Genomic DNA, 26,762 nt, shown 5'->3' with positions numbered 1-26,762 from the left:
ACCATCGGCTGGAGCTGAAACGGTGACTTTCCCTGTAAAAACCCCGCCTTTATGAAGGATTTGCTACTTCCTCAATAATGGCAACGACCATTTCTGCAGTTTTAACAAGTTCCTCAATCGGCATTTTTTCGTTTTTCGTATGGATCTGTTCATATCCGACTGCAAGGTTGACAGTCGGAATGCCATGACCTGCGATGACGTTCGCATCGCTTCCTCCGCCGCTCGTCAATAGCTCGTACGGACGGCCGATTTTCCCGGCGGCTTTTTTGGCGATTTCAACGACGAGATCCCCGTCTTTGTATTTAAAGCCCGGGTACATGACTTCGATTTCCACCTCGGCTCTGCCCCCCATTTCGGCGGCGGCTGCTTCGAACGCCTGCTTCATTTTTTCGGTCTGCTTTTCCATTTTTTCCGGAACAAGCGAACGGGCTTCAGCGAGAATGTCGACCTGATCGCAGACGATATTGGTTTGCGTTCCGCCCTCAAAGCGGCCGATATTAGCCGTCGTCTCCTCGTCGATGCGGCCAAGCGGCATTTTGGCAATCGCTTTTGAAGCGATCGTGATCGCGGAGACTCCTTTTTCCGGCTCTACTCCGGCATGAGCCGTTTTTCCGTAGACAGTTGCTCTAATTTTCGCCTGTGTCGGCGCTGCTACGATAATATTGCCGACCTTCCCGTCGGAATCAAGCGCATATCCGTAATCGGCTTTGATCAGCGATCGGTCTAAAGCTTTCGCTCCGACAAGCCCCGATTCTTCGCCGACCGTAATGATAAACTGGATCGTTCCGTGCGGAATGTTTTTTTCTTTCAGCACTTTTACGGCTTCAAGCATCGCTGCAAGGCCTGTTTTGTCGTCAGCTCCCAAAATCGTTGTGCCGTCTGTTTTGACATATCCGTCTTCAATGACCGGCTTCACGCCTTTTCCGGGCACGACGGTATCCATGTGGGATGTAAAGTAAATCGTGTCCGCCTCTTTCGTTCCCGGAAGCGTGCACACGAGGTTTCCCGCTCCGTGCCCCGTTTTTGGCGCTGTGTCATCCTCCACGACATCCATTCCAAGAGCCGTAAATTTTTCTTTCAGCACCTTGCAGATGTCAGCTTCATGTTTTGTCTCGGAATCAATTTGCACAAGTTCTAAAAACTCTTCTAACAGACGTTTTTCATTCATGCTAGTTTCCCCTCCATTTTTTAAAGCGGTATATTTCCATGCTTTTTGTCCGGCCGGATTTCTTTTTTGCTCTTCAGCATGTCAAACGTTTGGATCAGCTTCTTCCGCGTCTCTTTCGGATCGATGATATCGTCAACCATGCCGTATCTTGCAGCGGTAAAAGGGCTTGAAGCCTGCATGCACTTCCGGATTTTTTCCTCGCGGGCGGCCCGCGGGTCTTCTGACCGTTCGATTTCCTTCGCAAACAGCACGTCTGCAGCTTCCCCGGCGCCCATCACTGCAATTTCTGCATTCGGCCAAGCAAACACGGCATCCGCTCCAAGCGCCTTGCTGTTTAAAGCGACATATGCTCCGCCGTATGCTTTTCTTAAAATGACCGTCACCTTGCAGACGGCGGCTTCCGCATACGCGTAAAGGATTTTGGCGCCGTGCCTGATCACCCCGCCGTGCTCTTCGCGTATTCCCGGAAGAAAACCGGGACAATCAACCAAAGTCAAAATCGGGATCTGAAAGGAATCGCAAAAACGGATAAACCGGGCGATTTTGTCAGCCGCATCCATGCTGAGGCTTCCTGCTAAATACTTCGGCTGGTTGGCCACAATCGCCGCCGTTTCCCCTGCTATCCTTGCAAAACCGATCACCGCGTTTTTGGCAAAGTGGCGCTGGACTTCAAAAAATGTTCCGCTGTCTGCGATTTCCGCGATGATCTGTTTGACGTCATACGGCCGCTGACCGTCTTCAGGCAGGATCGTCATTAAAGCAGGCCTTATATCATGATCTTTCGCCTTTCTCGTCTTGGCTGGAGGCTTTTCTTCGTAATTCTGGGGGATGTAGGACAAGAGCTTGCGCACCTCACTGAGGACGGCCTCATCGGAATCCCCGGAAAAATGGGCATTCCCGCTGATTGAATTATGTATATAGGCGCCCCCCAATTCTCCGGAGCTGACAGCTTCGCCTGTCGCCGTTTTGATGACTTTCGGACCGGTAATGAACATCTGTCCGGTTTTTTCGCTCATGAAAACGAAGTCGGTCAAAGCTGGAGAATAAACCGCGCCGCCCGCACAAGGCCCGAGAATGACAGAGATTTGCGGAATGATGCCTGAGCAAAGGACATTTCGGTAAAAAATATGACCGTATCCATCTAATGATAGCACACCCTCTTGAATTCTCGCACCACCTGAGTCGTTCAGACCGATGAAAGGGGCCTTATTTTTGAGGGCAAGATCCATGACGGCCGCTATTTTTTTGGCGTGCATTTCTCCGAGTGCTCCGCCGGTGACGGTAAAATCCTGGGAAAACAGATAAACGGGCCGCCCGTCGATTTTTCCGAATCCCGTGACAACCCCGTCGCCTAACGGGCCGCCGGACTGCCGGCTTCTGGCAAAGGCATTCAGTTCAGTGAACGTTCCCTCATCAAGCAGAAGATCAATTCTCTCTCTGGCGGTGAGCTTGCCTTTTTGCTTCTGCCTGTCGATCCGTTCCTGCCCGCCCCCAAGTAAAGCTTTTTGGCGGCTGTTGTTTAAATCGTCGACTCTTTCAAACATATTCATCGCGTTCTGCCCCTTCTCTATTTGATTCTTACACGAAACTTGTCCGATGAAAAAAAGCAGTATAAAATAATGGGAGATTAAAAAACAGAGGTGAAAAACTTGTCTCGAAAATTCATCAAATTCATGGTTATTTTAATGATCGGCGTCATGGTGCTGACCACTCTGCTTACCGGACTCAGCATGATTTTTTAATACAAATAATGAAAGCAGGCGGCTCTTTTTGCGGAGAAACGCCTGCTTTTTTTCGGGCTGGGACTTCCGCAAGAATAGAAAAAACCGCACGGGTTTCCCCCTGTCTCATTAGATTGACCAATGAAGGAGAAACTCATGCGGTTATGCAGGAGATTTAATTCCTTTAAAGTAGCTCTTAATCACAAGATACTGTTCCATTTCGCCGAGAAAGTTGAAAAGAGCAGCGCGCGCTTCAAATTCTTCCCGTGTCGTCGGCAGCTCCATCTCATCAATCTCCTCTCTCATTTTCACGAGCCGCTTCAAAAACTTATGAGCCGTATTTCCGGGATGAATGGCCCCTCTTAAATCATGAAGAAACGCTGCGATCATATGCCCCTGTTCAACCGTCATCGAAATCGACGTGATTTTCGGCAGAACCCTTTCGATAATTTCAAATTGCTTTTCTCTCATTTTAAAGTAGTGATAATAGAGGTTTTCGTGCCTGAGAAAATGATTTTCCACATCGCGGTATGCCAGGGTCTTCGCTTCATTGATCAAACGGTGCGTCTCAGGAATCTCTTTTCCCATCCAGTCCTGTTCCCCGGTCAGCAAATAGCGTTCGATTTCTTCAAAAATCTTGGCAAAGTTATCTTCGATTTTCTGCTGATACTGTTTGAGCTCTTTATCGAGGCTCGGCATGTACAAATTCATCAGCAGGGCAACGCCGATTCCCGTAATGATGATGAGGCATTCGTTCCAAATGAGAGAAAGGGTGATCCCTTCTGACATATAAAGATGTAGAATGATGACCGAACTTGTGACGATTCCTTCTTTTATTTTCAGAAGAACGGTTGTCGGAATAAAGAACAGCAGCATCAGACCGATGACAGCCGGATGATAGCCGATCAGTTCAAAAAACGCGTATGAAAAAACGATCGCAAGAATGCATGCCGCAAACCGGGCCCATGATGCCTGAAGGGACCGCTTTTTCGTCACTTGAATACAGAGGATCGTGATGATCCCTGTCGACACAAAATTATGGAGGCCGAGCAGCTGTGCGATATAGATGGCCAATGCTGTTCCAAGCGCTGTTTTTAATGTGCGATAACCTATTTTAAACATCGTTAACCCCAATCTTTTCTGCTGTAGTCGAGTGAATAAAAAAGAAGAAGATCATCATCTTCTTCAGCTTATTTTATAGTATTTTCTCTAAAAAGTCTTGAGCTCTTTTCGATTTTGGAGAAGAAAAAAACGCTTTAGGATCGTCGTCTTCGACAATGGTTCCTTCATCCATGAAAAGCACCCTGTCGGCGACTTCTTTGGCAAATCCCATTTCGTGCGTCACGATCACCATCGTCATTCCGGTTTTCGCCAAATCCTGCATCACTTGGAGCACTTCTTTGACCATCTCGGGATCAAGTGCTGATGTCGGCTCGTCAAACAGCATGATATCCGGATTCATCGCCAGCGCCCTCGCAATCGCGACGCGCTGCTTTTGCCCCCCTGATAAACGGTTCGGATAATCATCTTTTTTATCGATAAGCCCCACTTTCTCAAGCAGTTCTTCCGCTTTTTTCACTGCTTCCTGTTTGCTTTCTTTTTTGACATGGACAGGTGCATACGTAATATTTTCAAGAACCGTTTTATGCGGAAACAAATGAAAATGCTGAAAGACCATGCCGATGTTCTCTCTGATTTTCAGCACATTTGTTTTCGGGCTTGTAATCTCTTGATCCTGAATGAAAATGCTGCCCTCCGTCGGCTTTTCGAGCAGGTTTAAGCAACGCAGAAACGTTGACTTGCCTGAGCCTGACGGACCGATGACAGCGGCTACTTCGCCTTTTTCAAAGGAAACGGAGATATGTTTAAGCACCTCGTGCTTTCCGAAAGATTTTGAGAGATTGCGAACATTAATCATTGACATTCAGCTTCCTTTCAATCGCTTTGCCGACAAACGTCAGGATCAAAACGAGCACATAGTAGATGAGACCCGCAAACAGCATCGGCTCAAGCGGGCTGTAGATCGCAGCTCCAGCCTGATAGCTTCGTCTCATAATATCGCCGAGTCCGATGACGGTGACAACAGCCGATTCCTTTGTCAATGTAATCGATTCGTTGATCAGCGCGGGCATGATATTTTTAAAGGCCTGCGGCAGCAAGAGATCCTTCATCATCTTTGCATATGGGACGCCCAGGGCCATCGCCGCCTCTTTTTGTCCTTTGTCGATCGCATTGATTCCGGCTCTGATGATTTCTGATACATAAGCAGCGGAATTTAAGCCGAATGCGATGACAGCCGCCCAATAAGCATCAATATCAAAGCCAAGCACCTGAGGCAGCCCGTAATAGACGATCATCAGCTGCAGAACGAGCGGTGTCCCCCGGAATATGGAAGTGTAAAAGTCGGCAATCCATGCGAGGGGCTTGATCGAACTGATTTTTAAAAGCGTAATCAAAACCCCCAGCAAAAATCCAAGCACAGCCGCAGCCGCGACCACCTTTAAGGTAACGCCCAAGCCTTCCAGGATGAAAGGCATCTCAGGTATTGTACTAGAAAAATCAAGAAAATTCATGATGACTCTCCCTCTCCCGCCTCATCATCAAAGAGGCGTACATCGCTTTAGAAAAAAAAGTTCAACAAAAAGTTGAACTTTTCACGCTTACTTTTTTGTTTCTCCGCCGAACCATTTTTCTTTCAGCTTATCAAGTTCTCCGCTTTTCTCCATCTCTTCAAGCGCTTTGTTGAACTTCTCGGTCAAATCGCTTCCCTTTTTGAAGGCGATCGCGGAACCGGCTTTTTCATCCGGTTCTTTCGGCAGATTGTAGCCAACCAGTTCTTCATTTTTATCAATATATTTTTCGGCAACGATATCTTCAATGATTGCTGCGTCGAAGCGGCCCGCTTTGATTTCTTCGGTTAAATCCGAAATACGGTTGCGGTTTTCAACTTTTAAATTGTAATCCGGTGTGAGCTCCTTCGCTTTTTCTTCCTGGATGGAGCCAAGCTGTACACCGACCGTTTTTCCTTTCAAGTCATCAAGCGATTTGATGCCGCTTGATTTTTTCGTAACGATCGTGTTGTGAGCCGTATAGTAGACGTTTGAAAAATCGACCTGCTTTTTGCGTTTAGGCGTCGGCGTCATTCCTGAAAGCACAATGTCGACTTTGTTTGTTTTAAGAGCGGTCACCAGGCCGTTGAAGTCCATGTCTTTCACTTCGATTTCATGGCCCGTTTTTTCAGCCAGTGCATTGGCCAGATCAACATCAAAACCGACAATCTGATCTCCGTCTTTCGATTCAAAAGGCGGGTAATCGGCAGAAGTTCCCATCACCAATGTTTTTTTATCATCAGAGCTGCTGCTCGTCCCGCAAGCAGCCAATGCAAATGTGACACATGCTGTCACTACCAGTAACATCCATTTTTTCATGTTGTGTATCCCCCTGAACCTGTTTGAATATTTATTCGTTGTTATGTATTTTAAACATTTTCTGAGGCGGATGCAATACCATTTTGAAAAATAACTAAAAAACCTTCAAGTAAGCCTTTAAATACCAATCAAACACCTGTGTTTTTATCTTTCCGACTGCATATAAAAAGAATTTTTATACACAAAAAAAGCCTGCCATATGTTTTGGCAGGCGGTATTTCCCTTATACTTCTTCACAGTATTCTTCAAACAATCCTTGAAGCTTGGTGATGACAGCCATCGGCTCATAGCCTTCAATTTCATGGCGTTCTACCATTTTTAAAATCTTGCCGTCTTTTAAAAGGGCGAATGACGGAGAAGAAGGCGGATATCCTTCAAAATATTCCCTTGCTCTGGCCGTCGCTTCTTTGTCTTGTCCGGCAAAAACGGTGACGAGATGATCCGGGCGCTTATCGTAATGAACTGCATGATGCGCGGCAGGTCTTGCAATCCCCCCTGCACAGCCGCAGACGGAGTTGACCATCACAAGCGTAGTGCCTTTTTTCGCGAGCGCTTCATCGACTTCTTCAGGCGTTTTCAGTTCGGTGTAGCCGGCAGCCGTTATTTCCTGTCTGGCCTGGCGCACGACATCGTTCATAAACAGATTAAAATCCATGTTCACTTTAAGATCTCTCCTTTTTAGCCGCTTTCAGCATAATGCTAAAGCCGCTGTTTGCTCATCTGTTCTAATGATACTTTGAAACCGTCCGGACCGCAAATCAGGCGATTCGTGTTCCTTCAGGTTTATGGCACGGGCAGCCCGGGGAAAAATAAGTAAAGACCCTATAAAATAAAGGAGTACTTTATGAACCGAAAAAAAGCAATGCTGATATACAACGGAAATGCAGGGCAAAAAAATGTTGAAAAAACACTCGGTGCTGCCGTACCGATTCTTTCACAAGCTATAGACGAACTCATCGTGAAGCCGACGAGAAAAAAACGCGATGCGTTCGAATTTTGCCGGGAGATCGGGGAGGATATCGGGCAATTGTTTATATTAGGCGGTGACGGGACTGTACACGAATGCATTAACGGCATCAGTCGGCTTCAAACCAAGCCTGATATCGGCATCCTCCCGGGCGGTACATGCAACGACTTTTCGAGGGCGCTCCGCATTCCCCAGAACATTGAAAAAGCGGCGGAAGCGCTCGTCAATGGAAATCCCGTCCCGGTCGATGTTTTAAAAGCAAATGATCATTATTGTCTCAACTTTTGGGGCATCGGATTGATCACGGAAGCTTCCAGCCATATCAATCAAACGGAAAAAGCGCTGCTCGGGAGAATCAGTTATTTTACGAGCGCACTGCGGACAATCTCCAATCTTGAGCCCTTCTCTTTCCGACTGTCGATCGACGGAGAAGAGTTTACTGACGAAGCGGTCATGGTGGTCGTGCTGAACGGGCCATTTATCGGAACGAACAAGATCCCCCTTCCGCAGCTGAGCATTAACGACGGCAAAGCGGACATCCTCGTCTGCCGGAATACAAACCTGGCTGCATTGAAAGAGCTTTTTGCAATGGATGATCCCGAATGGGAATCCTTTGAAGGCGAGCTCTCCTATTATCAGGGGCAAACCGTTCAAGTTGAAACCGCCCTTCCAATGGACGCCGATACAGACGGCGAAATCTGCACAAAAACGCCGGCTTCAATCGAGGTGTTAAACGGGCATCTCCGCATGCTCGCCCCCTTAGAAAAAGAAAAAAGCTGACCCTTAACGGGCCAGCTCTTCTTTTTTAATAGATAGACGTATGATCATCGATTTGTTCCAGAATCTCTTTCACACGGGCAAGGAATCTGCCGCAAATGAGGCCGTCAAGCACTCTGTGATCGAGGGATAAGCACAGGTTCACCATATCCCTGACCGCGATCATGCCATGCTCCATGACGACGGGACGCTTGACGATCGATTCAACCTGCAGAATGGCCGCCTGCGGATGGTTGATGATCCCCATCGACTGAACCGATCCGAACGAACCAGTATTGTTGACCGTAAACGTACCCCCGCTCATATCCCCGCTGGTCAGCTTACCGCTTCTGACCTTATGAGCCAGTTCGGAGATTTCTCTCGCGATGCCTTTAATCGTTTTTTCATCGGCATGCTTGATGACAGGAACGTATAACGCATCGTCAGTCGCTACTGCAATTGAGATGTTGATGTCTTTTTTCTGAATAATTTTATCTCCGGCCCACATGCTGTTCATTTGCGGGAATTCCTTTAGCGCCTGTGCGACCGCTTTGACAAAGAACGCGAAAAAGGTCAGGCTGAAGCCCTCTTTCTTCTTGAATTCGTCTTTTATTTTGTTGCGGTAGCTCACAAGACTTGTGACATCCACTTCCATCATCGTCCAGGCATGAGGGATTTCATGCTTGCTTCTGACCATGTTAGTCGCAATTGCATGACGGATTCCAGTCACAGGAATCTCGACGTCTCCAGCCGCACTTTGAGGCGGTGCAGCTTGAGGGGCGGCTTGCGCCGGTTTTTGAACAGGTTCACTCGTTCCCGCTGCATTTGCACCCGGCTGTTTTTCCGGCGCTACATCAGCTTGAGGAACAGCTCCGGAAGCAATGATACGCTGGATGTCTTTTCTTGTGATCCGTCCGCCGGCACCAGTACCTTCCACCTGCTCCAAGTCAATGTTGTGCTCTCCGGCAAGTCTCAGCACCGCCGGGGAATAACGTTTTTTCTGAGATGTATCTTTCGCCTCCGGTTTGGCCGGCTCCGCTTCCGCTTGATCTGGCTTGGAAACAGCCTCAGCCTCCGGTTTCGCATCTTCATTAGTTTCGACTTTGCAGATGACGTCTCCGACTTGCAGAGTTTCGCCTTCCTTCCCGACAAGCTCGGTAATCGTTCCCGTGAACGATGAAGGGACTTCAGCATTGACCTTATCCGTCATCACTTCAGCAATCGGGTCGTATTTGTTGACGTGATCTCCGACGCTGACGAGCCATTTGCTGATGGTTCCCTCAGTCACGCTCTCTCCGAGCTGCGGCATTGTCATTTGTTCCACTGCCATACGATATGTCCTCCTTCGCTATATTAAAACTCGGCCAATTCTCTCATCGCTGCTTCTGCTTTATCCGGATTGACCATAAAGAATTTTTCCATTGTAGGAGCATACGGCATTGCCGGGACGTCAGGGCCCGCCAACCGTTTAATCGGCGCGTCCAAATCGAACAGGCAATGCTCTGAAATGATCGCGGCTACTTCACTCATAATGCTGCCTTCCTTCGTATCCTCGGTCATCAGAAGCACTTTGCCCGTTTTGGAAGCCGCTTTAATAATCGCTTCCTGATCGAGCGGATATACCGTTCTTAAATCAAGGATATGTGCGGAAATCCCGTCTTTGGCAAGCCGCTCGGCAGCCTGAAGGGCGAAATGGACGCACAATCCGTATGTGATGACAGTAATGTCTTCGCCTTCCCGCTTCACGTCCGCCTTTCCGATCGGCAGTACATAGTCGTCATTCGGCACTTCGCCCTTGATCAGCCGGTATGCACGCTTATGTTCAAAGAACAGCACAGGATCATCATCGCGGATGGCCGCTTTCAAGAGCCCTTTGACATCATAAGGCGTCGAAGGCATGACGATTTTCAGTCCGGGCTGGTTGGCAAACACGGCTTCAACCGACTGTGAATGGTACAGCGCGCCGTGCACGCCTCCGCCGTAAGGTGCGCGGATGACGATCGGACAGTTCCAGTCATTGTTGGAGCGGTAGCGGATTTTTGCCGCTTCCGAAATAATCTGGTTGACAGCCGGCATAATAAAATCAGCAAACTGCATTTCGGCGACCGGTCTCATTCCGTACATGGCAGCCCCGATTCCGACGCCGGCAATTGCGGATTCTGCCAAAGGCGTATCCATCACCCGCTCTTCGCCGAACTGGTCGTAAAGACCGGCTGTCGCCTTGAACACACCGCCTTTTTTGCCGACATCCTCCCCTAAAACAAAGACGCGGGAATCCTTTTCCATTTCTTCTTTCAAAGCCAAAGTGACAGCATCTATATATGACATAACTGGCATTGTTCTTCCCCCTTACTCCGCATAAACATGCCGCAGCGCATCTTCCGGATCTGCATAAGGTGCATGTTCAGCATAATCTGTTGCTTCATTGACGATGGTTGTGATCTCATCTGACATTTGCTTCTCAGACTGGTCATCCAGAAGTCCTGCTTCTCTTAAGTATTGTGCGAATTTGTTAAGCGGATCATTTTTCTTCGCCTCCGCCACCTCTTCGCGCTCTCTGTAGCTTCGGTCGTCATCATCGCTGGAGTGCGGGGTCAGCCGGTATGATATCGTTTCGATTAATGTCGGACCTTCGCCTCTTCCGGCCCGTTCTCTTGCTTCTTTAACCGCTTTGTAGACTTCAAGCGGATCATTCCCATCAACGGTCACGCCAGGCATGCCGTAACCGACGGCACGGTCGGAAATGTTTTCACAAGCCACCTGCTTTTCGTAAGGAACCGAGATAGCGTATTTATTGTTTTCACACATAAAAATGACTGGAAGCTTATGCACAGCGGCAAAGTTCGCTCCTTCATGGAAGTCCCCCTGGTTTGAAGAACCTTCGCCGAACGTCACAAAAGTCGCGATGTCTTTCTTGTCAAGCCTTCCGGCAAGCGCTACCCCCACCGCATGCGGAACTTGCGTTGTCACCGGTGAAGAGCCCGTGACGATCCGGTTTTTCTTTTGGCCGAAGTGGCTCGGCATCTGCTTTCCTCCTGAATTCGGGTCCTCGGCTTTTGCAAACGCCGACAGCATTAAATCTTTTGCCGTCATTCCAAAAGCAAGCACAACACCCATATCTCTGTAATACGGAAGCACATAATCGTTCTCCCGGTCTAAAGCGAAAGCCGCTCCAACTTGGGCTGCTTCCTGTCCTTGACAAGAGATGACAAAAGGAATTTTGCCTGAACGGTTTAAGAGCCACATCCGCTCATCGAGTTTTCTGGCTAAAAGCATGGTTTTGTACATGTCGATTGCTTGTTCATCTATTAATCCCACTGCTTCATGACGGTTATTGCCCATTTTTTTCACTCCTTCATGCTTTCTAAAAATGAATCGCTTTTCCATCTACGGCAAGGGCGGCTTCTCCGATCGCCTCAGACAGCGTCGGATGCGGGTGGATCGTTTGTCCGACTTCCCACGGAGTGGCGTCAAGCACCTTTGCCAGACCGGCTTCAGATATCATGTCTGTCACATGCGGGCCGATCATGTGAACGCCCAAAATATCATCTGTTTCGCGATCGGCGACGATTTTGACAAAGCCGTCCGTCTCACCGTACACGAGCGCTTTCCCAATCGCCTGAAACGGAAATTTGCCTACTTTGACGCTCTTGCCCTGCGCCTTTGCCTCATCCTCTGTCAAGCCGACCGATGCGGCTTCAGGGCTTGAATAAATGCATTTTGAGACAAGCGAATAATCGATGGTGTGCGGGTTTTCATCAGCAATATGCTCAACGGCCGTAATCCCTTCGTGGGAAGCTGCATGTGCAAGCTGAAGGCCGCCGATCACATCTCCTATCGCATAGATGTGGGATTCTTTTGTCTGGTACATGCTGTTTGTCACGATAAAGCCGTTTTCCACCTGAATATCCGTGTTTTCCAGACCGATACCTTCAACATTTGCCTGCCTTCCGACCGATACGAGCATTTTCTCAGCGGAATAGGTCTGTTTTTCCCCGTCTTTTTCCGCTTGAATGCTGACCGCATCGCCTTTCGCCAATGTGTCGGGCAGCACTTTTGCTCCCGTGATGATTGTGATGCCTTTTTTCGCGAGCTGCGTCTGCATTTCTTTAGAAATATCAGCATCCTCAGTCGGCAAAATCCGGTCTGCATACTCAATAACGGTCACATCAACACCGAAATCGCACAGCATGGAAGCCCACTCGATTCCGATGACGCCTCCTCCGACAATCAGCATGGAAGCCGGAAGCTGCTCAAGTTCAAGCGCTTCGTCGGATGACAGAACGCTTTCCCCGTCAAGCTCAAGCCCTGGCAGCGACCTGGGCCTTGAACCTGTGGCGATGATGACGTTTTTCGGTATGAGCATCTCATTTTCATCCCCGTTCGCCATCTCGACGGAAACCGTCCCCGGGTTCGGGGAAAAAATCGACGGCCCGAGGATCCGGCCGATTCCTTCATAAACATCGATCTTTCCTTTTTTCATCAAGTGTTTGACTCCGTTGTGCAGCTGATCAATTATTTTTTGTTTTCTGCTTTGAACTTGAGAAAACCGCAGTCCGACTTCAGGAATGACCACTCCGAATTCGTCCGCCTTTTTTGCTGTCCTGTAAACTTCCGCGCTTCTAAGGAGCGCCTTCGACGGGATGCAGCCTTTATGAAGGCACGTGCCGCCGAGTTTCCGCTTTTCAACGACGGCTGTTTTCAGCCCCAGCTGCGAAGCTCTGATGGCGGCCACATAGCCGCCTGTGCCCCCTCCGAGAATCACGAGATCGTATTCAGTTGCCATGACTTTCCCTCCTCTGGTTCGGATACTGTTTTGCCTCTTCTTCGCCGTTCAATACGCGAAACGCACCTTCAGCCAATGCTTGAAGCTCATTTTCTCCCGGAAAGACGAAGACATCCGAAATCCAGTCTATGTATTGTCTGATCGAGGAAACAAACGATTTTCCGTATGCCAGTCCGCCTGTCAAAATAATGACATCAACTTCGCCTTTTAAGACGGCGCTGGCCGCCCCGATTTCTTTGGCGATTTGGTAAGCCATCGCTTCATAGATGAGCGCAGCCTTTTGATCGCCTTCCTTGATCATTTTCTCAACTTTTACCGCGTCCGTCGTGCCGAGATAGCCAGCAAGCCCGCCGCCGCCGACAAGCATTTTCATCAGCTCGTCTTTCGTATATTCGCCGGAAAAGCACATATCGATCAGATCGCCCGCAGGAATGGTTCCGGCCCGCTCGGGACTGAGCGGACCTTCCCCGTGAAGGCCGTTGTTGACATCGATCACCCGTCCGTGGCAATGGACGCCGATCGTGATGCCGCCTCCCATGTGGGTGATGATCATTTTCATATCTTCATAACGCTTCCCGAACTGCCAGGCCGCTTTCCTTGCGACAGCTTTTTGGTTGAGCGCGTGAAAAATGCTGCGCCTTTCAATAGCCGGCGTGCCGGAAACTTTTGCGATAGGGGCCATTTCATCCACAACAACGGGGTCGACGATAAAAGCGGGAATATTTAATCCGTCGGCAATCTCCCTGGCGATGATGCCCCCGAGGTTTGATGCATGCTGCCCCGCATAGCCGTTTTTCAAATCGACGATCATCGCATCATTGACTTCGTAAGTCCCGCCTTCAATCGGTCGGAGCAGCCCTCCCCGGGCACAAACGGCATCAAATTTAGAAATATTGATTCCCTGTTCATGCAGGGTTTCGAGTATCGCCTGTTTTCTGAACGAATATTGATCAATAATGGTCTCGTATTGCTGTAACTCTGCCTCGTCATGACGGATTGATTTTTCGAAAATCGAACGGTCATCATGAAAAACGCCGATCTTTGTAGATGTTGATCCCGGATTGATGACGAGAATACGTTTTTCCTGTACCTGCATTGATTTAAAACCTCCAATAGTGAATAGGGGTTATGATATTAACGTCTGCTTAAGATGTGATGGCCGTTTTGCAAAAATTGACTTCTCGATTGGCGCATGCGCTCAATTCGTTCTTCCGCCAGGCGGTCTGCAGCCAAGTATGTCGGAATGCGGTCGCGTTTCGAAATTTCAAGAACGCGTTCAATGTTTCCGTAGATGCCTTCGACTTTTTTCAGCGCGCGCTCCGAATTATAGCCGTAAAGCTCGTCAGCAACATTGATGACGCCGCCGGCATTGATGACATAGTCCGGTGCATAAACGATGCCCATGTCGTGGATTTGATCCCCGTGGCGGGTTTCTTTCAGCTGGTTGTTGGCTGCCCCGGCAATCACTTTGGCTTTCAGCTGCGGAATCGTATCATCATTGATTGTCGCTCCGAGAGCACATGGCGCATATATATCGCATTCTTGTGAATAAATATCATCCGGATCGACGGCACGGGCGCCGAATTCGGCGACTGCACGTTCGACCGCTTCTTTATTGATGTCGGTCACGATCAGTTTCGCGCCTTCTTCGTGGAGATGGCGACACAGGTTGTAGGCCACGTTTCCGACGCCTTGGACGGCAACGGTTTTTCCTTCAAGCGAATCTGTCCCGAAGGCCGCTTTTGCCGCCGCCTTCATCCCTTTATATACCCCATAAGCCGTTACCGGAGAAGGATTTCCCGATGAACCGAAAGCAGGTGAAATGCCTGTAACGAAATCAGTTTCGTCATGAATGATGTCCATATCTTCAACGGTTGTACCGACGTCTTCCGCGGTGATGTATCTGCCGTTCAACCCTTGAATGTAACGGCCGAAAGCGCGGAACATTTCTTCATTTTTATCTTTGCGCGGATCGCCGATAATAACGGTTTTGCCTCCTCCGAGGTTCAGTCCGGCCGCCGCATTTTTATAGGTCATTCCCCGCGCAAGGCGCAGCGCATCTTCAATTGCGGCTTCTTCACTTTCGTATGTCCACATTCTCGTGCCGCCGAGAGCTGGCCCGAGCGTCGTATCATGAATCGCGATGATCGCTTTTAAACCGGACTGTTTATCTTGGCAAAATACCAATTGCTCGTAGTCATACTGTTCCATATATCGAAATAGTTCCATTTTTTATTCCTCCTCATGTCGTGCTTCAGACGTACACAGCGCCAAAGCAATCGAATACAACTTGTTTTCTGCGGAATCGGCCCTGCTTGTCAAGGCGATGGGCGCTTTTGCCCCTGCTAAAATGGCCCCCACTTTCGCACCCGCAAAATGAATCAATGATTTGTAAAGGACATTGCCTGTTTCAATTGAAGGAACAAGCAGGATATCGGCCTCGCCTGCTACGATCCCGGAAATGTTTTTATGCCGGGCGGCAAGCGGTGATATCGCGTTATCCAACGCAAGAGGCCCGTCAACCATGCAGTTTTTGATTTGGCCCCGATGATTCATCTGCGTCAAGGCAGCTGCATTCAATGTTGCTTCCATTGCGGGATTCACCGTTTCCACCGCAGCGAGACAAGCGACTTTCGGCATTTGCACGCCGACCGCTCTCGCCACGCCGACTGCGTTTTCTAAAATCTGCTTCAGCCCATCGAGCTTGGGGCTGATATTCATTGCCGCATCTGTTACATAAATCAGCCTCTCAAACCCGCTGACTTCAAATGCTGCTACATGTGAAAGCACATTCGAGGAACGGAGCCCGTACTCTTTGTTCAAAACGGCTTTTAATAGCACAGCTGTCGGGACATTCCCCTTCATGAGAACATCCGCATTTCCGCTTTTGACAGCTTGAACGGCAATTCTTGCCGAATCCGCCGGCGATTCCGAGTGAATGATATCAACGTGCCGTTTTGAAATGTTCTGTTCTGTCATCATATGTCTAATCTTTTCTCTGTGCCCAATCAGCAAGAACCGGGCAAATTGCTTGTCGACCGCAAGTTTGACCGCTTGCAGCACTTCGTCATCTTCTGCATGTGCGACGGCGACCGTTTTATTGTCAAGCTCCGCCGCTTTTTGCAATAATTGTTTCAGCTTCATAGTACCCACCTTTCTAAGCAAACATCCGCCCACTATATCATGCAAGTTTCGTGCCAGTATGAAAAAAGCGGTTCGGTACTGTGAACCTGTTTACAGTTTGCATGATTTTGCACTCATTTTGCAATTTATTGCATGCTATCTTTTGCAAGATTGTATTTATCCATTTTGTAATAGAGATTGCGAATACTGATTCCAAGCGCTTTTGCCGTTTTCGTTCTGTTGTATTGATGCTTTTCAAGCGTTTCTTTAATGACATGGGCTTCAAACCGCTCGACCGCATCAGACAGCTTTTCAACTTCAACTTCAGGGAAAGCCGCTCCGGCTTCCACCTTTTTTTTCGGAAGGTCTGCTTCAGGCAGATGTTCGAGATCAATCCATTCCATTTGCGGTTTTAAAAAGATCATCGCCCGCTCGAGGACATTTTCAAGCTCTCTGACATTCCCCGGCCACTTCCGCGCTTTTAACGATTTGAGCGCGTTGTTCGTAAGCCCCTTTACATTGCGTCCATATTCTTGGTTGATCTTCCCAATTAAGTGCCTGCTCAAGGCTTCGATATCCTCTTTCCGCTGCCTGAGCGGGGGAATCGATATCGGATAGCGATTGATCCGGTAATACAAGTCTTCGCGAAACCGGCCTTCAGCAAGCGCCTTTTCAATATTGACGTTTGTCGCTGCGATGACCCGGACGTTCACAGGGATCGGTTTGGTCCCGCCGACTCTGACGATTTCTTTTTCCTGAAGAACGCGGAGGAGCTTCGCTTGTGTGTTTTGCGAGAGCTCGCCGATTTCATCCAAGAAAATGCTTCCGTTGTTCGCCTCTTCAAAGAATCCTTTTTTCCCGCCGCGGCGCGCACCTGAAAAAGCGCCTTCTTCATAGCCGAACAGCTCTGATTCGAGCAGTGATTCCGAAATGGCCGCACAATTGACGCGGACAAACTTATTATACTTTCGGTCACTTTCGTTATGTATGGCATGGGCAAAAAGCTCTTTCCCCGTTCCTGATTCGCCTCTCAGCAAAATCGTTGCAGGCGTCTTCGCCCCCAATTTCGCCTGTTCCAGCGCGACGAGCATTTGCTCGCTTGACCCGATGATGTCGGCAAATGTATATTTCGCCTCAAGTGTGCGGATAATCTGGCGTGCTCTGTTCAGCTCGTTTGTGAGCGATTGAATTTCAGATACATCGTGAATAACGCCGACGCTCCCTTTTAAAATGCCGTCGACGATAATCGGCGCGACATTAACGATCACTTCTTTTTTATTGGGGCCGACTTTCATTCTGACACCTCTGACCGGGCGCCTCGTTTCAAGCACTTTCAAATGCATGCTTTCACCTTCGGAGATGTCGGTATTAGCCGGCTTCCCGATCACCTGGTCTTTTGTCAGACCCGTCATCTTCGTATACGCCCTGTTGATCATCATCCCGTTTCCGTTTTCATCAACGACAGATATCGCTTCATCGGAAGATTGAATGATCGCTTCAAGCATCGTTCTGACTTCCTTCAGGTTGGTCACCTCTTCAGCCAGCTCGACCGCATCGGTAATGTCCTTAAATATGCTGAGCGCCCCGAGCAGCGTTCCTCCGTCATCAATAATCGGAATTCGGGTCGTGACGATCTGCCTGTTCGGATGGAGAAATTGTTTTTGATGATACTCAGGCTCTCTCGTATTAAGAATGCGCGGCAGCTTCGTCGTCGGGATCACATTTTGAATATGCTGGCCGATCGCTTCGCTGCGCTTTGTCCCGGTCATAACTTCAGCCATTTTGTTAAACAAAATGATCTCTTCGTTAATGTCGATAAAGATCATGCCGTCATTCATAGAGTTGAAAATACGGTCGTGTTTATACGTCTGCTCTTTTAAGATTTGGATGAGCTGCTGCTTTTCATTCATCAGCTGAGAGATGATATAAGCGAGTGATCCCGGCACCACGATCGTTCTGTCGTGCTTTTTTCGCATCAGCTGCTTTAACACGCCGGCGTCTCCGGTCGTTTCAATGATGATATCGATCTGTTCTGTGATGTATGGCGTCCAGTCGAGTGCCGTTTCGATATCGTTTTTTTGCGCGATGAAAAGCCCGGGCGCTTCCGGATTTTTATCGATGACCGCCTCGATATGCATCGTCTTTGTTTTCAGCAGCAAATCCAAGAGAGCAGTCCCCCCTTTGCCAGCACCAACGATCAGTACTTTTTGCATCATCCCTTTACCCCTTTGTATGAAAAATTTTGCACACTATCACGTTCACTTGCAACAATTTGCACAACATCTATGTTATCATGTTTTCCTTTCTTGACAAACTTTTTTTTCAATTAGACAATAAAGGTAAATCATTGGTAAGGGGATTCGTGTATGGGGAGAATGATCGCACTGCTCGTTTTGCTGATCCCGGGAGGCTTGGCTGCTCTCGGAATTAAATTGATGCGCGACACTGTTTTCGGCGTTTTGATCAGCCCGTTTCAGATCCTTTGGCTTCAGGGGCTGGCGGGGTTCATATGCTTCGGAGGCGGCCTTTATTTATTAGGCGGATTTATTCTATACAGAGACAGAAAACGCAACCAAGTAAGCCCCCGTTTCAGAAAAAAGCAGAGCGGCCGCGAGGTGTGATCTCTGTGAACGGAAAGCAAAAAGCCGCAGATATTGTCTGCGGCTTTTTTCATGTCACATCTCGGCCTTTAATTTTAACGCTTTTTCGGGAAAATCGGTGAAAAAACCGTCAATTCCCGCAGCAATCAGCTTTTTCATCTCCTCTTCACGATTGATAGTGAACGGCCTGACTGCTTTTTGTTTTAAATGGGCGTTTTTGATCGTGTCATCCGACATTGAACGGCGATACGGATGAAACCCTGAAGCCGGAATCATTTCAATGTACTCCTCTGGCTTGTAAATGACATCCATGTAAAGCGCGGCCAATTCGATACTTGGGTTCAGTTTGCTGCATAACGCAAGGCTTTCATGATTGAATGATGAAAGAATGATCCGGTCTTGAAGGCCGTACGCATCAATCATCGACATCACCTTTTCTTCCATTCCTTCATAGCGGATAATGCTGTTTTTCAATTCCACATTGAGAAGAAATTCAGCATCTGCCGCCCACTCAAACACTTCTTCAAGGGTCGGCACCGGAACAGAACCGGTCTTATCGGCAAAGCGGTGGCTTGCGTCTCCACGCTTTATCTCCTCATATGTAAGATCTTTCACATATCCTTTCAGCGAAGTCGTCCTGTCAAGCTTTTCATCATGTATCACAACAAGACGTCCGTCTTTTGCCATTTGTACATCCAATTCGATGCCGTCTGCACCGATGGCCGCCGCGTGCTTAAACGCCGCCATTGTATTTTCGGGAAAAGTTCCGGAAGCCCCTCTGTGTGCAAATATTTTCGTCATTTCTAGTTCACCTCTACAAGAATTGCAAGTTTATATCTCATTATGAAGGTCTTACTGTTTTCTTTCCACATATAAGGCCTTTTTTAACATAAACATAACACAAGAACCCCGGTCATATACCGGGGCCCTTCTGTTATTCATAATAAGATACGACAGCGTCAGCAATCGCGCCTGCAGCTTTTTCCTGATATTCCGGACTTTCGAGTTTATCTGCATCCGTTTGATTTGTAATAAAGCCCAGTTCGACTAAAACACTTGGCATTTGAGAATGTTTGATGACATAAAACCCTGATTCTTTTACACCTCTGTCCCGAGTGCCCAGCGCATCCGGAAGCCGTTCTTGAATGTTAGACGCCAGCCGTTCGCTGTCAGCGGCTTGATACGTAGAATCGAAATATGTTTCTGTACCTGACGCTTCAGGGACGGCCGAGTTTGCATGAATGCTGATCAACAAGTCTGAAGCATTCCTGCTCGCTTTGGCCACCCGGTCTTCCAGTGTCAAAAACGTATCATCCGTTCTTGAGGCGACCGTGTCGGCTCCGTCTTCCTTCAGCTTTTCATCAACCAGCTTTGCCACTTCAAGGTTGACATCTTTCTCAAGCAGCCCGTTTCCGACCGCACCGCTGTCTTCGCCCCCGTGACCTGCGTCAACATATACCGTCTTCCCGGAAAGCGGCTCAGCCGCAAAAACAGCTGGAAAAACCGCAATAAACGAAAACAGCAGCAAAACAAAACTCCTCATTAACAGTTTCACGATTTGTTCCTCCTACAATCCCTTTTTGCAAACGATTATTTTTTCTTTTTCATATCTTCAAGCTGTAATGTTCCGTCCTCTGCTTTCGTGTACTTCACTTCCACCTTTGTACCATCCTTGATCCCTTTATATTTGTCCCGTTTTTCGGGAGGGACCTGAAACGTCGTTTCTTTGCCGTCAATATTGACGGCGACGGTATGCTGGTCCGCCAAACCGACAAAGGTGCCTTCTTTCACGAGCGTTCCCTCGCCTGTTCCTTGTCGGCTCTCATCGCCGTTTAGCTCATTATGTTGAGTTGTGCCGCAGCCTGCCAATAGCAGCATAGCGAACAAAACAAAGATGACTCCTTTCTTCATGTCGACCACCTCACCCGCTGAATTTTTTACACCCCGTACCTTATCTTTAATACCCGGGGCTGTAAAGCAGGCCGCTGCAGCAGGTTTTCGCCCGATTTCCCCGTCCAATTCCCCAAGGATTTCCGAATTGTTAGCAGCCATCCGCTCAAAAACGTCTGTGAAAAACGATCTACCCAAGGCGAAAAGTGGTTAGAATCTGGAAGAAATCAGATCTTTTTCATCATTTTTATTTTTTTGTATAAAAAAACGTCTTTTTTCATAAGAAAAAAGACGTTTCATGCGGCTTTCGCTTTATAGAGTCAGTCTATGACAGTAATTCACCGGGCGTGAGACAAACTTTTAAAAATAGACGGATGCACCACAACTGGTGCCGTGCTATGTAGTTTTTGTCAGAACTTGCAGGAAGGCAAGAACAAATACTCTTTTATTTAAAACATTTTTTAAAGCCCGCCTTCTTCATGACAAGCATTTAGTCCTTCATAGCGGATGATTAGTAGCGCTGCTCCTTCCGCAGTTCTCATGCTTATATTTGCTGCTGCACAGCCTGCTTCCGGTCCCTTGTTGACGGCGCCTCTTTAATCTTTTTGGCAGGCACACCGGCTATTGTAATGTTTTCCTCAGTGAAAGATTTGTTGACTACGGCGTTTGCGCCAATCGAAATGCCATCGGCAATGTGAATGCTGCCAAAGAGCTTTGCTCCCGGCCCGATCCAGACATTGTCTCCGATTGTGGGAACATCGTGGTGAGCATGATTTTGTCCGATGTTAACTCCTTGATGAATGTCACAGTTTGCACCTATTTTTGCATTGCTGTTTACGATGAGCAATCCGTAATGGTTGATTCTCAACCCCGGACCGAAAACATTCACCGGGATGTCAAACCCGAGCTTCAATCCTCTCTTTTTATGCAGATACCGGTAAACATGCTTGAACACCTTGGAATTGACATTGGTGTAATATTCAAGTTTGCGTAAGGCTATCTGATACTTCCAAATATCATCGCCAAACCATTTAGGCCTTTTTCGACTTGAGATTCCTAACGCTTTCTTGTCTTGTTCGAGATAATAGCGAAGATCTGTTTTCGAAAAGATCATCATACCACCCGCTTTTTTCATACTTTTAACTCGAGATTGGCTTCGAAGGCCTCTTAAATCTTCCGTTTCCTATATTTCATCATATAATAGTTAATCTTGTATAAAAAGTGTCTATTTTACAATATATTGGCACTCTCAAAGCGAGGGGTGATTTTACATAATATTCACTGTTTTTGCAGCGCAACCAGAACATTTTCGCAAAAAAATAACCTCGTCTGCATAAGACGAGGTCTTCAACAACACCATTCGGTATAAGCCGTATAACCACCATTAAACCCTTGTCACAAGCAAGTTAAGAAGCCTTATGCTCCAGTCTCAGCTTGTCTGCGACCATCGCGATGAATTCTGAATTGGTCGGCTTTGCTTTTGACATGCTGACTGTGTAGCCGAAAAGTGACGAAATCGAGTCGATGTTGCCTCTGCTCCATGCGACTTCGATGGCGTGGCGAATCGCCCGTTCGACGCGGCTTGCAGTCGTGTTGAATTTTTTGGCGATATCCGGATAAAGCACTTTTGTAATGCTCCCGAGCAGTTCGATGTCGTTATACACCATGGAGATGGCTTCTCTCAAGTATAAATAGCCTTTTATATGAGCGGGTACGCCGATTTCGTGGATGATGGTCGTGATGCTGGCGTCCAGGTTTTTCTTCGGCGATTCCGCCTGCGGCCGAAGCACACTGCTTTGAGAAGACGGGGCACGGTGTGTCAATTGAGATCCGTTTCCGCTGACCTGGCGGATATGACCGACTAAGTTCTCCATGTCAAAAGGTTTCAAAATAAAATACGACGCGCCCAAATCTACAGCTTTTTTCGTCACGTCTTCCTGGCCGAACGCCGTCAGCATGATGACATTCGGCTGCTTTTTAAGCTGCGATTCCCTCAGCCTTTCAAGAACGGCCAATCCGTCGAGATGAGGCATGATAATATCAAGCACAAGCACGTCGGGCTCCTTGTCTTTAAACAAAGAAAGACATTCCTGTCCGTTGTATGCGACACCAAGCACTTCCATGTCGCTTTGTCCCTCGATATATTCGCTTAATAGGCCAACAAGCTCCCTGTTATCATCAGCAACACATACTTTAATTTTCTCCACGTTTCTTCCTCCCCAATGTGTATGTTGATAAATTTCATCATTCTTTTTCTAATATGTTTAATTCGACAGCACCACTTTATTCCCTTTTTTTAAAAAGGATTTTTCCAATAATAGTGGTATGTCTAGCTTTTTCTCCGTTTTTTTCTGATTTTCTAGATTTTTCGACTTAAAATGCGACTTGACAAACCGGGGAACGTGAATTTGTCGAAAAATCTTTTCTTCTTTCATTTTAACGCACAACGCTCAAGAAAAAAAGGCGAAATCAAAAACTGCCGGAGGAATCCGGCAGTCAGCTTGCTTTTTCTTTTTTATAAATATCGATTCCCGCTTCAGACAGCATCCATTCAATATGCACGCCGTATCCGCTCGTCGGATCATTGACGAAAACGTGGGTTACGGCGCCAATGATCTTTCCGTTTTGGATGATCGGGCTTCCGCTCATCCCTTGAACGATGCCTCCTGTTTTACTCAACAGCCTCGGGTCGGTGATTTTCAGCACCATGCCTTTTGTGGCCGGAAACTTCTGAGGTGTCGTACTGACGACTTGAATATCGAATTTCTCGACTTTGTCGTTCTCAATAACCGTTAAAATTTGGGCAGGGCCTTCTTTTACTTCATCTGAAAATGCAATCGGAATGGCTTTGTCAGCGATGCGGTTTTTGATTGACTCGTGAAGCGTTCCGAAGATCCCGAATGGACTGTTTCTGTTGATATCGCCGATCACTTTTCGTTCTGATGCGAAACGGGCCAGTTTCTCTCCGGGATTTCCGCCTGTTCCTTTTTCAATCGAGGTGACGGTCGATTTTACGATTTGCCCTTTTTCAACAACGATCGGTTTTTTCGTATCCATGTCTGAAATCACGTGACCAAGCGCTCCGTATTTTTTCGATTTCGGCTCGAAAAAAGTCATTGTGCCGATTCCCGCGGCAGAATCCCTGATATATAAACCGATTCTGTATTTGTCTTCAGCCTGGTCTTTTTTCGGAACAAGCTTCGTTTTGATTTCCTGTTTATCTCTTTTAATCGACAGATGTAAGGTTTCTCCTGTTTTCCCGGCCTTTTGAATAAAAGGGGTAATGTCATTCATTTTTTCGATTTTCGTGCCGTTGATTTCGGTGATAATGTCGCCTACCGCGATTCCGGCTGCTTCACCGGGCGATTTTTTACCTTCAGAGGTATTGATTTGATGAAAACCCACGACCAAGACACCAACGGAATGAAGCTTTACACCAATAGACTGCCCGCCGGGAACCACTTTCAAATCAGGCAGGACATTTACTTTCGTTTTTTTAACTGGAAATCCGGCAAAATCATAAACGAGTTCTGCCTTTCCATTCTTTTCACCTTTTATTTCCACTTCGTTTTGATTTTCTTTCAATGTGAATGCTTCCGATGATCCATCTTTCGGAGTACTGACGGATAAGCTCGTTTCAACCGCACGGGTACCCGTCTCAAAAATGTTCAAGTTTTTTGGTATTACAATGTATTCTTTCACCGGTTTGTAAAATCCTACACTTATTAAAGAAACAAGGAGAATCATACCCACAGCTTTTCTGATTTTTTCAACATCCACCTTTTCACTCTCCTCGCACCTAACCCACACCATATAAATTTCTTTCGCTACATTCATTACTTTTGCCTTCCGGACAGCGATTTATAACTGTGAACGGAAGAAAAACATTGGATAAAATGATAAGAATGAGTTTGTATAAGAAAATGCCGACAAAAAAATAAGCTGTTCAAGATGAACAGCTTATCCGCTGGTTTTGACGAGCTTAGCTTGATTCAAAAGTTCTTTCGCATGGCGCTTCGTCAAATCCGTTACTTCAACGCCGGCGATCATCCGGCCGATTTCCGTGATTTTTTCCTGTTTTGACAAAGGTGTGACGCTTGTCGTCGTTCTCCCGTCTTTCGACTGTTTCGTGATCAAAAGGTGGGTGTCAGCCATCGCGGCCACCTGCGGCAAGTGGGTAATGCATAAAACTTGGGAGCCGATCGAGACGCGGTGTATTTTTTCAGCGATCGCCTGCGCGACTCTTCCGCTTACACCTGTGTCCACTTCATCGAAAATGATCGATGTGACATCCTGCTGAGCGGAGAAAATGCTTTTCATCGCCAGCATGATTCTTGACAGCTCTCCTCCCGAAGCAACTTTTGACAAAGATTTGAGCGGTTCTCCCGTGTTTGTAGAGATCAGGAAACGGACGTTGTCAATGCCGTGCTTTGTGAGCTGAACCGGCATTCCGTTGACGACGGGTGCATCATCATCCCGTTCCGCTTTTTTCACATGAAATTCCGTATCGAATGTCGATTTTTCCATATACAGATCTTTCAGTTCCTGCTGAATCTGTTTGGCCAGTTTTTTCGCCCATTTTTTTCTGATTTCGGACACATTGGCGGCTTCAATCGCCACATCCTTGCCGATTGATTCGAGGCGGGATTTTAAAGCCTGCAAATGGCTGTCCCGGTTTTCGATCCGGTCGATTTCTTCCTCTATCTTAGCCGAATAGGCTTGGATATCTTCGACAGTAGCACCATATTTGCGTTTCAGCTGTTTGATTTCGTTTAAACGCGATTCGATATAATCGAGGCGCTCGGGGTCGTATTCGAGCTCATCCAGCATATTTCTGATCTGAAAGGTTGAATCTTCGAGAATGTAGTACGCATTGGCTACGGATTCAGATACTTTATTGAGCCCTTCATTGATGCCTGAGACGTTTTCAAGCTCGCTTGAAGCCATGCCGACCCAGTCAAGCCCGGCCTGCTCGTTGCGAAGCGCATTATAGGCATTTTGCAGCGCTTCATATATTTTTTCGAAATTTGCAATTTGACGGCGCTCTTCCTGAAGAAGTTCATCCTCTTTCGGCTCAAGGTTTGCAGATTCGATTTCATCAAGCTGGAACTGTATTAAATCGAGCCTGTGAGCCATTTCCTGCTCGCTTTCAGAAAGCTCTTTCACCTTTTTCATGACATCCATGTAGCGGCTGTAAACTTCCTGATACGCTTTTAAAGCATTCTCGATTTCTTCTCCCGCAAACCTGTCCAGAAGCTGAAGATGGTGCTCGTCCTCCATCAGCAGCTGATTGTCGTGCTGTCCGTGAATGTCAAGCAGCAGTCTGCCGACTTCCCGCAAAGCGGCAATGGTGACAAGTTTTCCATTGACGCGGCAGATGCTCTTGCCGTTTGCGTTAATATCTCTCCTCATGACGATCATATCATCTGAGGCCTCAATCCCCAGTTCTGTGCACAAATCAAAAACCGGATGGCCGCCGTCAAGGAGGAAAAGCCCTTCCAATTCGGCCCTTTTTTCGCCATACCTGACATATTCGGACGATCCGCGGCCTCCGACAAGCAAAGAAACGGCGTCGATGATGATCGATTTTCCGGCCCCTGTTTCACCGGTTAGAACCGTCAGCCCTTTTTCAAAGGAAACGGTTAATTCTTCGATAATGGCAAAGTTTTTGATCGATAATTCAGCTAACAAGCTTTCATGACACCTCTTTTCAGGCCTTCGTTTATAAAAGCTCCAATATTTTCTTCTGTACGACTTTGGTATCATCATGCGTCCGGCAGATGATCAAAATAGTATCATCTCCACAGATCGTTCCCATGATTTCTTCCCAATCCAAATTGTCCATCAGCGCCCCGATGGCCTGCGCGTTGCCCGGCATTGTTTTTAAAACGATCAGATGGCTGGCGGAGTCGATTTTGACAAATGCGTCCATCAATGATCTTTTTAATTTGGAAAGAGGATTAAAGCGCTGATCAGCAGGCAGGCTGTATTTGTAGGAACCGTTGTTTGTCGGCACCTTAACCAAATGAAGCTCTTTAATATCCCGCGAGACGGTGGCCTGTGTCACATTATAGCCGTCTTTCTTTAAAATATCGACAAGCTCATCCTGCGTTTCAATTTCATTGGCGGTGATAATCTCCCTAATTTTAATATGCCTTTGACCTTTGTTCATTTCACACCTCGTTTTATACACAAATTGTGTATGTTTATACATTTATGTTAAATGATTTTGTCGCAAAAGTACATGTTTGCAGTAAAAAAGGAATAATAGCTCACTATTATTCCTTTTTGCGTGCCGGCCAAACCCTCGCATTCCCGTCTGG

Annotated in this window: 26 protein-coding genes; 3 read left to right on the top strand and 23 right to left on the bottom strand. The window is 47.4% G+C overall.

What is annotated here, in order from left to right:
* Positions 1-49: 49 nt before the first annotated feature.
* Positions 50-1,168 (bottom strand): tripeptidase T, encoded by a 1,119-nt coding sequence (locus H2R00_RS02580; RefSeq protein WP_182070409.1) that lies wholly within the window; start codon positions 1,166-1,168, stop codon positions 50-52.
* Positions 1,169-1,188: 20 nt separating this feature from the next.
* Positions 1,189-2,718: an acyl-CoA carboxylase subunit beta gene (locus H2R00_RS02575; protein WP_182070408.1), complete on the bottom strand. Its 1,530-nt coding sequence runs from the start codon at positions 2,716-2,718 to the stop codon at positions 1,189-1,191.
* Between the two features lie 99 nt (positions 2,719-2,817).
* Here H2R00_RS02575 and prli42 point away from each other — a divergent pair, with 99 nt between their 5' ends.
* Positions 2,818-2,910 carry a stressosome-associated protein Prli42 gene (gene prli42 / locus H2R00_RS02570; RefSeq protein ID WP_023855150.1) on the top strand — a complete coding sequence of 31 codons (93 nt, stop codon included), beginning with the start codon at positions 2,818-2,820 and terminating at the stop codon, positions 2,908-2,910.
* 141 nt (positions 2,911-3,051) lie between these two features.
* Here prli42 and H2R00_RS02565 read toward each other — a convergent pair whose 3' ends face one another.
* The 5 genes from H2R00_RS02565 to H2R00_RS02545 form a co-directional block, all read right to left on the bottom strand.
* Complete coding sequence (locus H2R00_RS02565) at positions 3,052-4,011, bottom strand: aromatic acid exporter family protein (RefSeq protein ID WP_182070407.1); 960 nt, start codon at positions 4,009-4,011, stop codon at positions 3,052-3,054.
* Between the two features lie 73 nt (positions 4,012-4,084).
* Complete coding sequence (artM, locus tag H2R00_RS02560; protein WP_154995289.1) at positions 4,085-4,807, bottom strand: arginine ABC transporter ATP-binding protein ArtM; 723 nt, start codon at positions 4,805-4,807, stop codon at positions 4,085-4,087.
* Positions 4,800-5,462, bottom strand: a complete 663-nt coding sequence (gene artQ / locus H2R00_RS02555) for an arginine ABC transporter permease ArtQ (RefSeq protein ID WP_020452110.1) — start codon at positions 5,460-5,462, stop codon at positions 4,800-4,802. The genes artM and artQ overlap by 8 nt, the downstream gene beginning before the upstream one ends.
* 87 nt (positions 5,463-5,549) lie before the next feature.
* The gene (gene artP / locus H2R00_RS02550; RefSeq protein WP_154995284.1) at positions 5,550-6,317 is read right to left on the bottom strand and encodes an arginine ABC transporter substrate-binding protein ArtP; all 768 of its coding nucleotides are present in this window, start codon (positions 6,315-6,317) and stop codon (positions 5,550-5,552) included.
* A gap of 223 nt (positions 6,318-6,540) precedes the next feature.
* Positions 6,541-6,978 (bottom strand): BrxA/BrxB family bacilliredoxin, encoded by a 438-nt coding sequence (locus H2R00_RS02545; RefSeq protein WP_145654040.1) that lies wholly within the window; start codon positions 6,976-6,978, stop codon positions 6,541-6,543.
* Positions 6,979-7,161: 183 nt separating this feature from the next.
* Between H2R00_RS02545 and H2R00_RS02540 the strand changes: the two genes are divergently transcribed.
* Positions 7,162-8,064 (top strand): YegS/Rv2252/BmrU family lipid kinase, encoded by a 903-nt coding sequence (locus H2R00_RS02540; RefSeq protein WP_182070406.1) that lies wholly within the window; start codon positions 7,162-7,164, stop codon positions 8,062-8,064.
* A 25-nt stretch (positions 8,065-8,089) separates the two neighbouring features.
* On the opposite strand, the gene H2R00_RS02535 is transcribed toward H2R00_RS02540, so the two are convergent.
* The 8 genes from H2R00_RS02535 to H2R00_RS02500 form a co-directional block, all read right to left on the bottom strand.
* The gene (locus H2R00_RS02535; protein WP_182070405.1) at positions 8,090-9,370 is read right to left on the bottom strand and encodes a dihydrolipoamide acetyltransferase family protein; all 1,281 of its coding nucleotides are present in this window, start codon (positions 9,368-9,370) and stop codon (positions 8,090-8,092) included.
* Positions 9,371-9,393: 23 nt separating this feature from the next.
* Positions 9,394-10,377: an alpha-ketoacid dehydrogenase subunit beta gene (locus H2R00_RS02530; protein WP_182070404.1), complete on the bottom strand. Its 984-nt coding sequence runs from the start codon at positions 10,375-10,377 to the stop codon at positions 9,394-9,396.
* A gap of 12 nt (positions 10,378-10,389) precedes the next feature.
* Positions 10,390-11,382 carry a thiamine pyrophosphate-dependent dehydrogenase E1 component subunit alpha gene (locus H2R00_RS02525; protein ID WP_182070403.1) on the bottom strand — a complete coding sequence of 331 codons (993 nt, stop codon included), beginning with the start codon at positions 11,380-11,382 and terminating at the stop codon, positions 10,390-10,392.
* Between the two features lie 22 nt (positions 11,383-11,404).
* A complete protein-coding gene (gene lpdA / locus H2R00_RS02520) occupies positions 11,405-12,826 on the bottom strand; it encodes a dihydrolipoyl dehydrogenase (protein ID WP_154994636.1) in 1,422 nt (473 codons plus the stop codon).
* Positions 12,816-13,922, bottom strand: a complete 1,107-nt coding sequence (gene buk / locus H2R00_RS02515; protein WP_154994634.1) for a butyrate kinase — start codon at positions 13,920-13,922, stop codon at positions 12,816-12,818. Before buk ends, lpdA begins: the two co-directional genes overlap by 11 nt.
* 38 nt (positions 13,923-13,960) lie before the next feature.
* Positions 13,961-15,055, bottom strand: a complete 1,095-nt coding sequence (bcd, locus tag H2R00_RS02510; protein ID WP_003183340.1) for a branched-chain amino acid dehydrogenase — start codon at positions 15,053-15,055, stop codon at positions 13,961-13,963.
* Positions 15,056-15,058: 3 nt separating this feature from the next.
* On the bottom strand, positions 15,059-15,970 hold the full coding sequence (yqiS, locus tag H2R00_RS02505) for a phosphate butyryltransferase (protein ID WP_182070402.1): 912 nt from the start codon (positions 15,968-15,970) through the stop codon (positions 15,059-15,061).
* Positions 15,971-16,095: 125 nt separating this feature from the next.
* Positions 16,096-18,162, bottom strand: a complete 2,067-nt coding sequence (locus H2R00_RS02500; protein ID WP_182071009.1) for a sigma-54 interaction domain-containing protein — start codon at positions 18,160-18,162, stop codon at positions 16,096-16,098.
* Positions 18,163-18,315: 153 nt separating this feature from the next.
* Here H2R00_RS02500 and H2R00_RS02495 point away from each other — a divergent pair, with 153 nt between their 5' ends.
* The gene (locus tag H2R00_RS02495; protein WP_154994135.1) at positions 18,316-18,570 is read left to right on the top strand and encodes a DUF2627 domain-containing protein; all 255 of its coding nucleotides are present in this window, start codon (positions 18,316-18,318) and stop codon (positions 18,568-18,570) included.
* Between the two features lie 54 nt (positions 18,571-18,624).
* Here the strand turns inward: H2R00_RS02495 and H2R00_RS02490 are convergent, their stop codons facing one another.
* The 8 genes from H2R00_RS02490 to ahrC form a co-directional block, all read right to left on the bottom strand.
* On the bottom strand, positions 18,625-19,350 hold the full coding sequence (locus tag H2R00_RS02490; protein WP_182070401.1) for a glycerophosphodiester phosphodiesterase: 726 nt from the start codon (positions 19,348-19,350) through the stop codon (positions 18,625-18,627).
* 133 nt (positions 19,351-19,483) lie between these two features.
* Positions 19,484-20,104 carry an N-acetylmuramoyl-L-alanine amidase family protein gene (locus H2R00_RS02485; protein ID WP_182070400.1) on the bottom strand — a complete coding sequence of 207 codons (621 nt, stop codon included), beginning with the start codon at positions 20,102-20,104 and terminating at the stop codon, positions 19,484-19,486.
* 35 nt (positions 20,105-20,139) lie between these two features.
* A complete protein-coding gene (locus tag H2R00_RS02480; protein WP_244958274.1) occupies positions 20,140-20,601 on the bottom strand; it encodes an acidic lipoprotein LytA in 462 nt (153 codons plus the stop codon).
* Positions 20,602-20,983: 382 nt separating this feature from the next.
* Entirely contained in the window at positions 20,984-21,553 is a 570-nt protein-coding gene (locus H2R00_RS02475) for a serine O-acetyltransferase (protein WP_182071007.1), read from the bottom strand.
* Positions 21,554-21,845: 292 nt separating this feature from the next.
* Positions 21,846-22,646 carry a sporulation transcription factor Spo0A gene (spo0A, locus tag H2R00_RS02470; protein WP_154994145.1) on the bottom strand — a complete coding sequence of 267 codons (801 nt, stop codon included), beginning with the start codon at positions 22,644-22,646 and terminating at the stop codon, positions 21,846-21,848.
* 289 nt (positions 22,647-22,935) lie between these two features.
* Positions 22,936-24,252 (bottom strand): SpoIVB peptidase, encoded by a 1,317-nt coding sequence (gene spoIVB, locus H2R00_RS02465; RefSeq protein ID WP_043927930.1) that lies wholly within the window; start codon positions 24,250-24,252, stop codon positions 22,936-22,938.
* 147 nt (positions 24,253-24,399) lie between these two features.
* Positions 24,400-26,130, bottom strand: a complete 1,731-nt coding sequence (gene recN / locus H2R00_RS02460) for a DNA repair protein RecN (protein ID WP_182070399.1) — start codon at positions 26,128-26,130, stop codon at positions 24,400-24,402.
* A gap of 31 nt (positions 26,131-26,161) precedes the next feature.
* Entirely contained in the window at positions 26,162-26,611 is a 450-nt protein-coding gene (gene ahrC, locus H2R00_RS02455) for a transcriptional regulator AhrC/ArgR (RefSeq protein ID WP_003183369.1), read from the bottom strand.
* Between the last annotated feature and the right edge of the window lie 151 nt (positions 26,612-26,762).

Origin of the sequence: Bacillus haynesii (assembly GCF_014042035.1) — a bacterium.
Taxonomy (GTDB): domain Bacteria; phylum Bacillota; class Bacilli; order Bacillales; family Bacillaceae; genus Bacillus; species Bacillus haynesii.
Note: the sequence above shows the minus strand (reverse complement) of the source record. Positions and strands in the feature narration are given on the sequence as shown.

Coding starts and splice junctions, on each gene's coding strand:
- spoIVB (WP_043927930.1), bottom strand. CDS start 24,252: ATGGTGTGGGTTAGGTGCGAGGAGAGTGAAAAGGTGGATGTTGAAAAA.
- H2R00_RS02495 (WP_154994135.1), top strand. CDS start 18,316: ATGGGGAGAATGATCGCACTGCTCGTTTTGCTGATCCCGGGAGGCTTG.
- H2R00_RS02540 (WP_182070406.1), top strand. CDS start 7,162: ATGAACCGAAAAAAAGCAATGCTGATATACAACGGAAATGCAGGGCAA.
- H2R00_RS02525 (WP_182070403.1), bottom strand. CDS start 11,382: ATGGGCAATAACCGTCATGAAGCAGTGGGATTAATAGATGAACAAGCA.
- H2R00_RS02475 (WP_182071007.1), bottom strand. CDS start 21,553: ATGATCTTTTCGAAAACAGATCTTCGCTATTATCTCGAACAAGACAAG.
- artP (WP_154995284.1), bottom strand. CDS start 6,317: ATGAAAAAATGGATGTTACTGGTAGTGACAGCATGTGTCACATTTGCA.
- H2R00_RS02490 (WP_182070401.1), bottom strand. CDS start 19,350: ATGACGAAAATATTTGCACACAGAGGGGCTTCCGGAACTTTTCCCGAA.
- artQ (WP_020452110.1), bottom strand. CDS start 5,462: ATGAATTTTCTTGATTTTTCTAGTACAATACCTGAGATGCCTTTCATC.
- ahrC (WP_003183369.1), bottom strand. CDS start 26,611: ATGAACAAAGGTCAAAGGCATATTAAAATTAGGGAGATTATCACCGCC.
- artM (WP_154995289.1), bottom strand. CDS start 4,807: ATGATTAATGTTCGCAATCTCTCAAAATCTTTCGGAAAGCACGAGGTG.
- lpdA (WP_154994636.1), bottom strand. CDS start 12,826: ATGGCAACTGAATACGATCTCGTGATTCTCGGAGGGGGCACAGGCGGC.
- H2R00_RS02480 (WP_244958274.1), bottom strand. CDS start 20,601: ATGGCTGCTAACAATTCGGAAATCCTTGGGGAATTGGACGGGGAAATC.
- yqiS (WP_182070402.1), bottom strand. CDS start 15,970: ATGAAGCTGAAACAATTATTGCAAAAAGCGGCGGAGCTTGACAATAAA.
- H2R00_RS02530 (WP_182070404.1), bottom strand. CDS start 10,377: ATGCCAGTTATGTCATATATAGATGCTGTCACTTTGGCTTTGAAAGAA.
- H2R00_RS02535 (WP_182070405.1), bottom strand. CDS start 9,370: ATGGCAGTGGAACAAATGACAATGCCGCAGCTCGGAGAGAGCGTGACT.
- bcd (WP_003183340.1), bottom strand. CDS start 15,055: ATGGAACTATTTCGATATATGGAACAGTATGACTACGAGCAATTGGTA.
- H2R00_RS02575 (WP_182070408.1), bottom strand. CDS start 2,718: ATGAATATGTTTGAAAGAGTCGACGATTTAAACAACAGCCGCCAAAAA.
- H2R00_RS02580 (WP_182070409.1), bottom strand. CDS start 1,168: ATGAATGAAAAACGTCTGTTAGAAGAGTTTTTAGAACTTGTGCAAATT.
- buk (WP_154994634.1), bottom strand. CDS start 13,922: ATGCAGGTACAGGAAAAACGTATTCTCGTCATCAATCCGGGATCAACA.
- H2R00_RS02565 (WP_182070407.1), bottom strand. CDS start 4,011: ATGTTTAAAATAGGTTATCGCACATTAAAAACAGCGCTTGGAACAGCA.
- H2R00_RS02500 (WP_182071009.1), bottom strand. CDS start 18,162: ATGCAAAAAGTACTGATCGTTGGTGCTGGCAAAGGGGGGACTGCTCTC.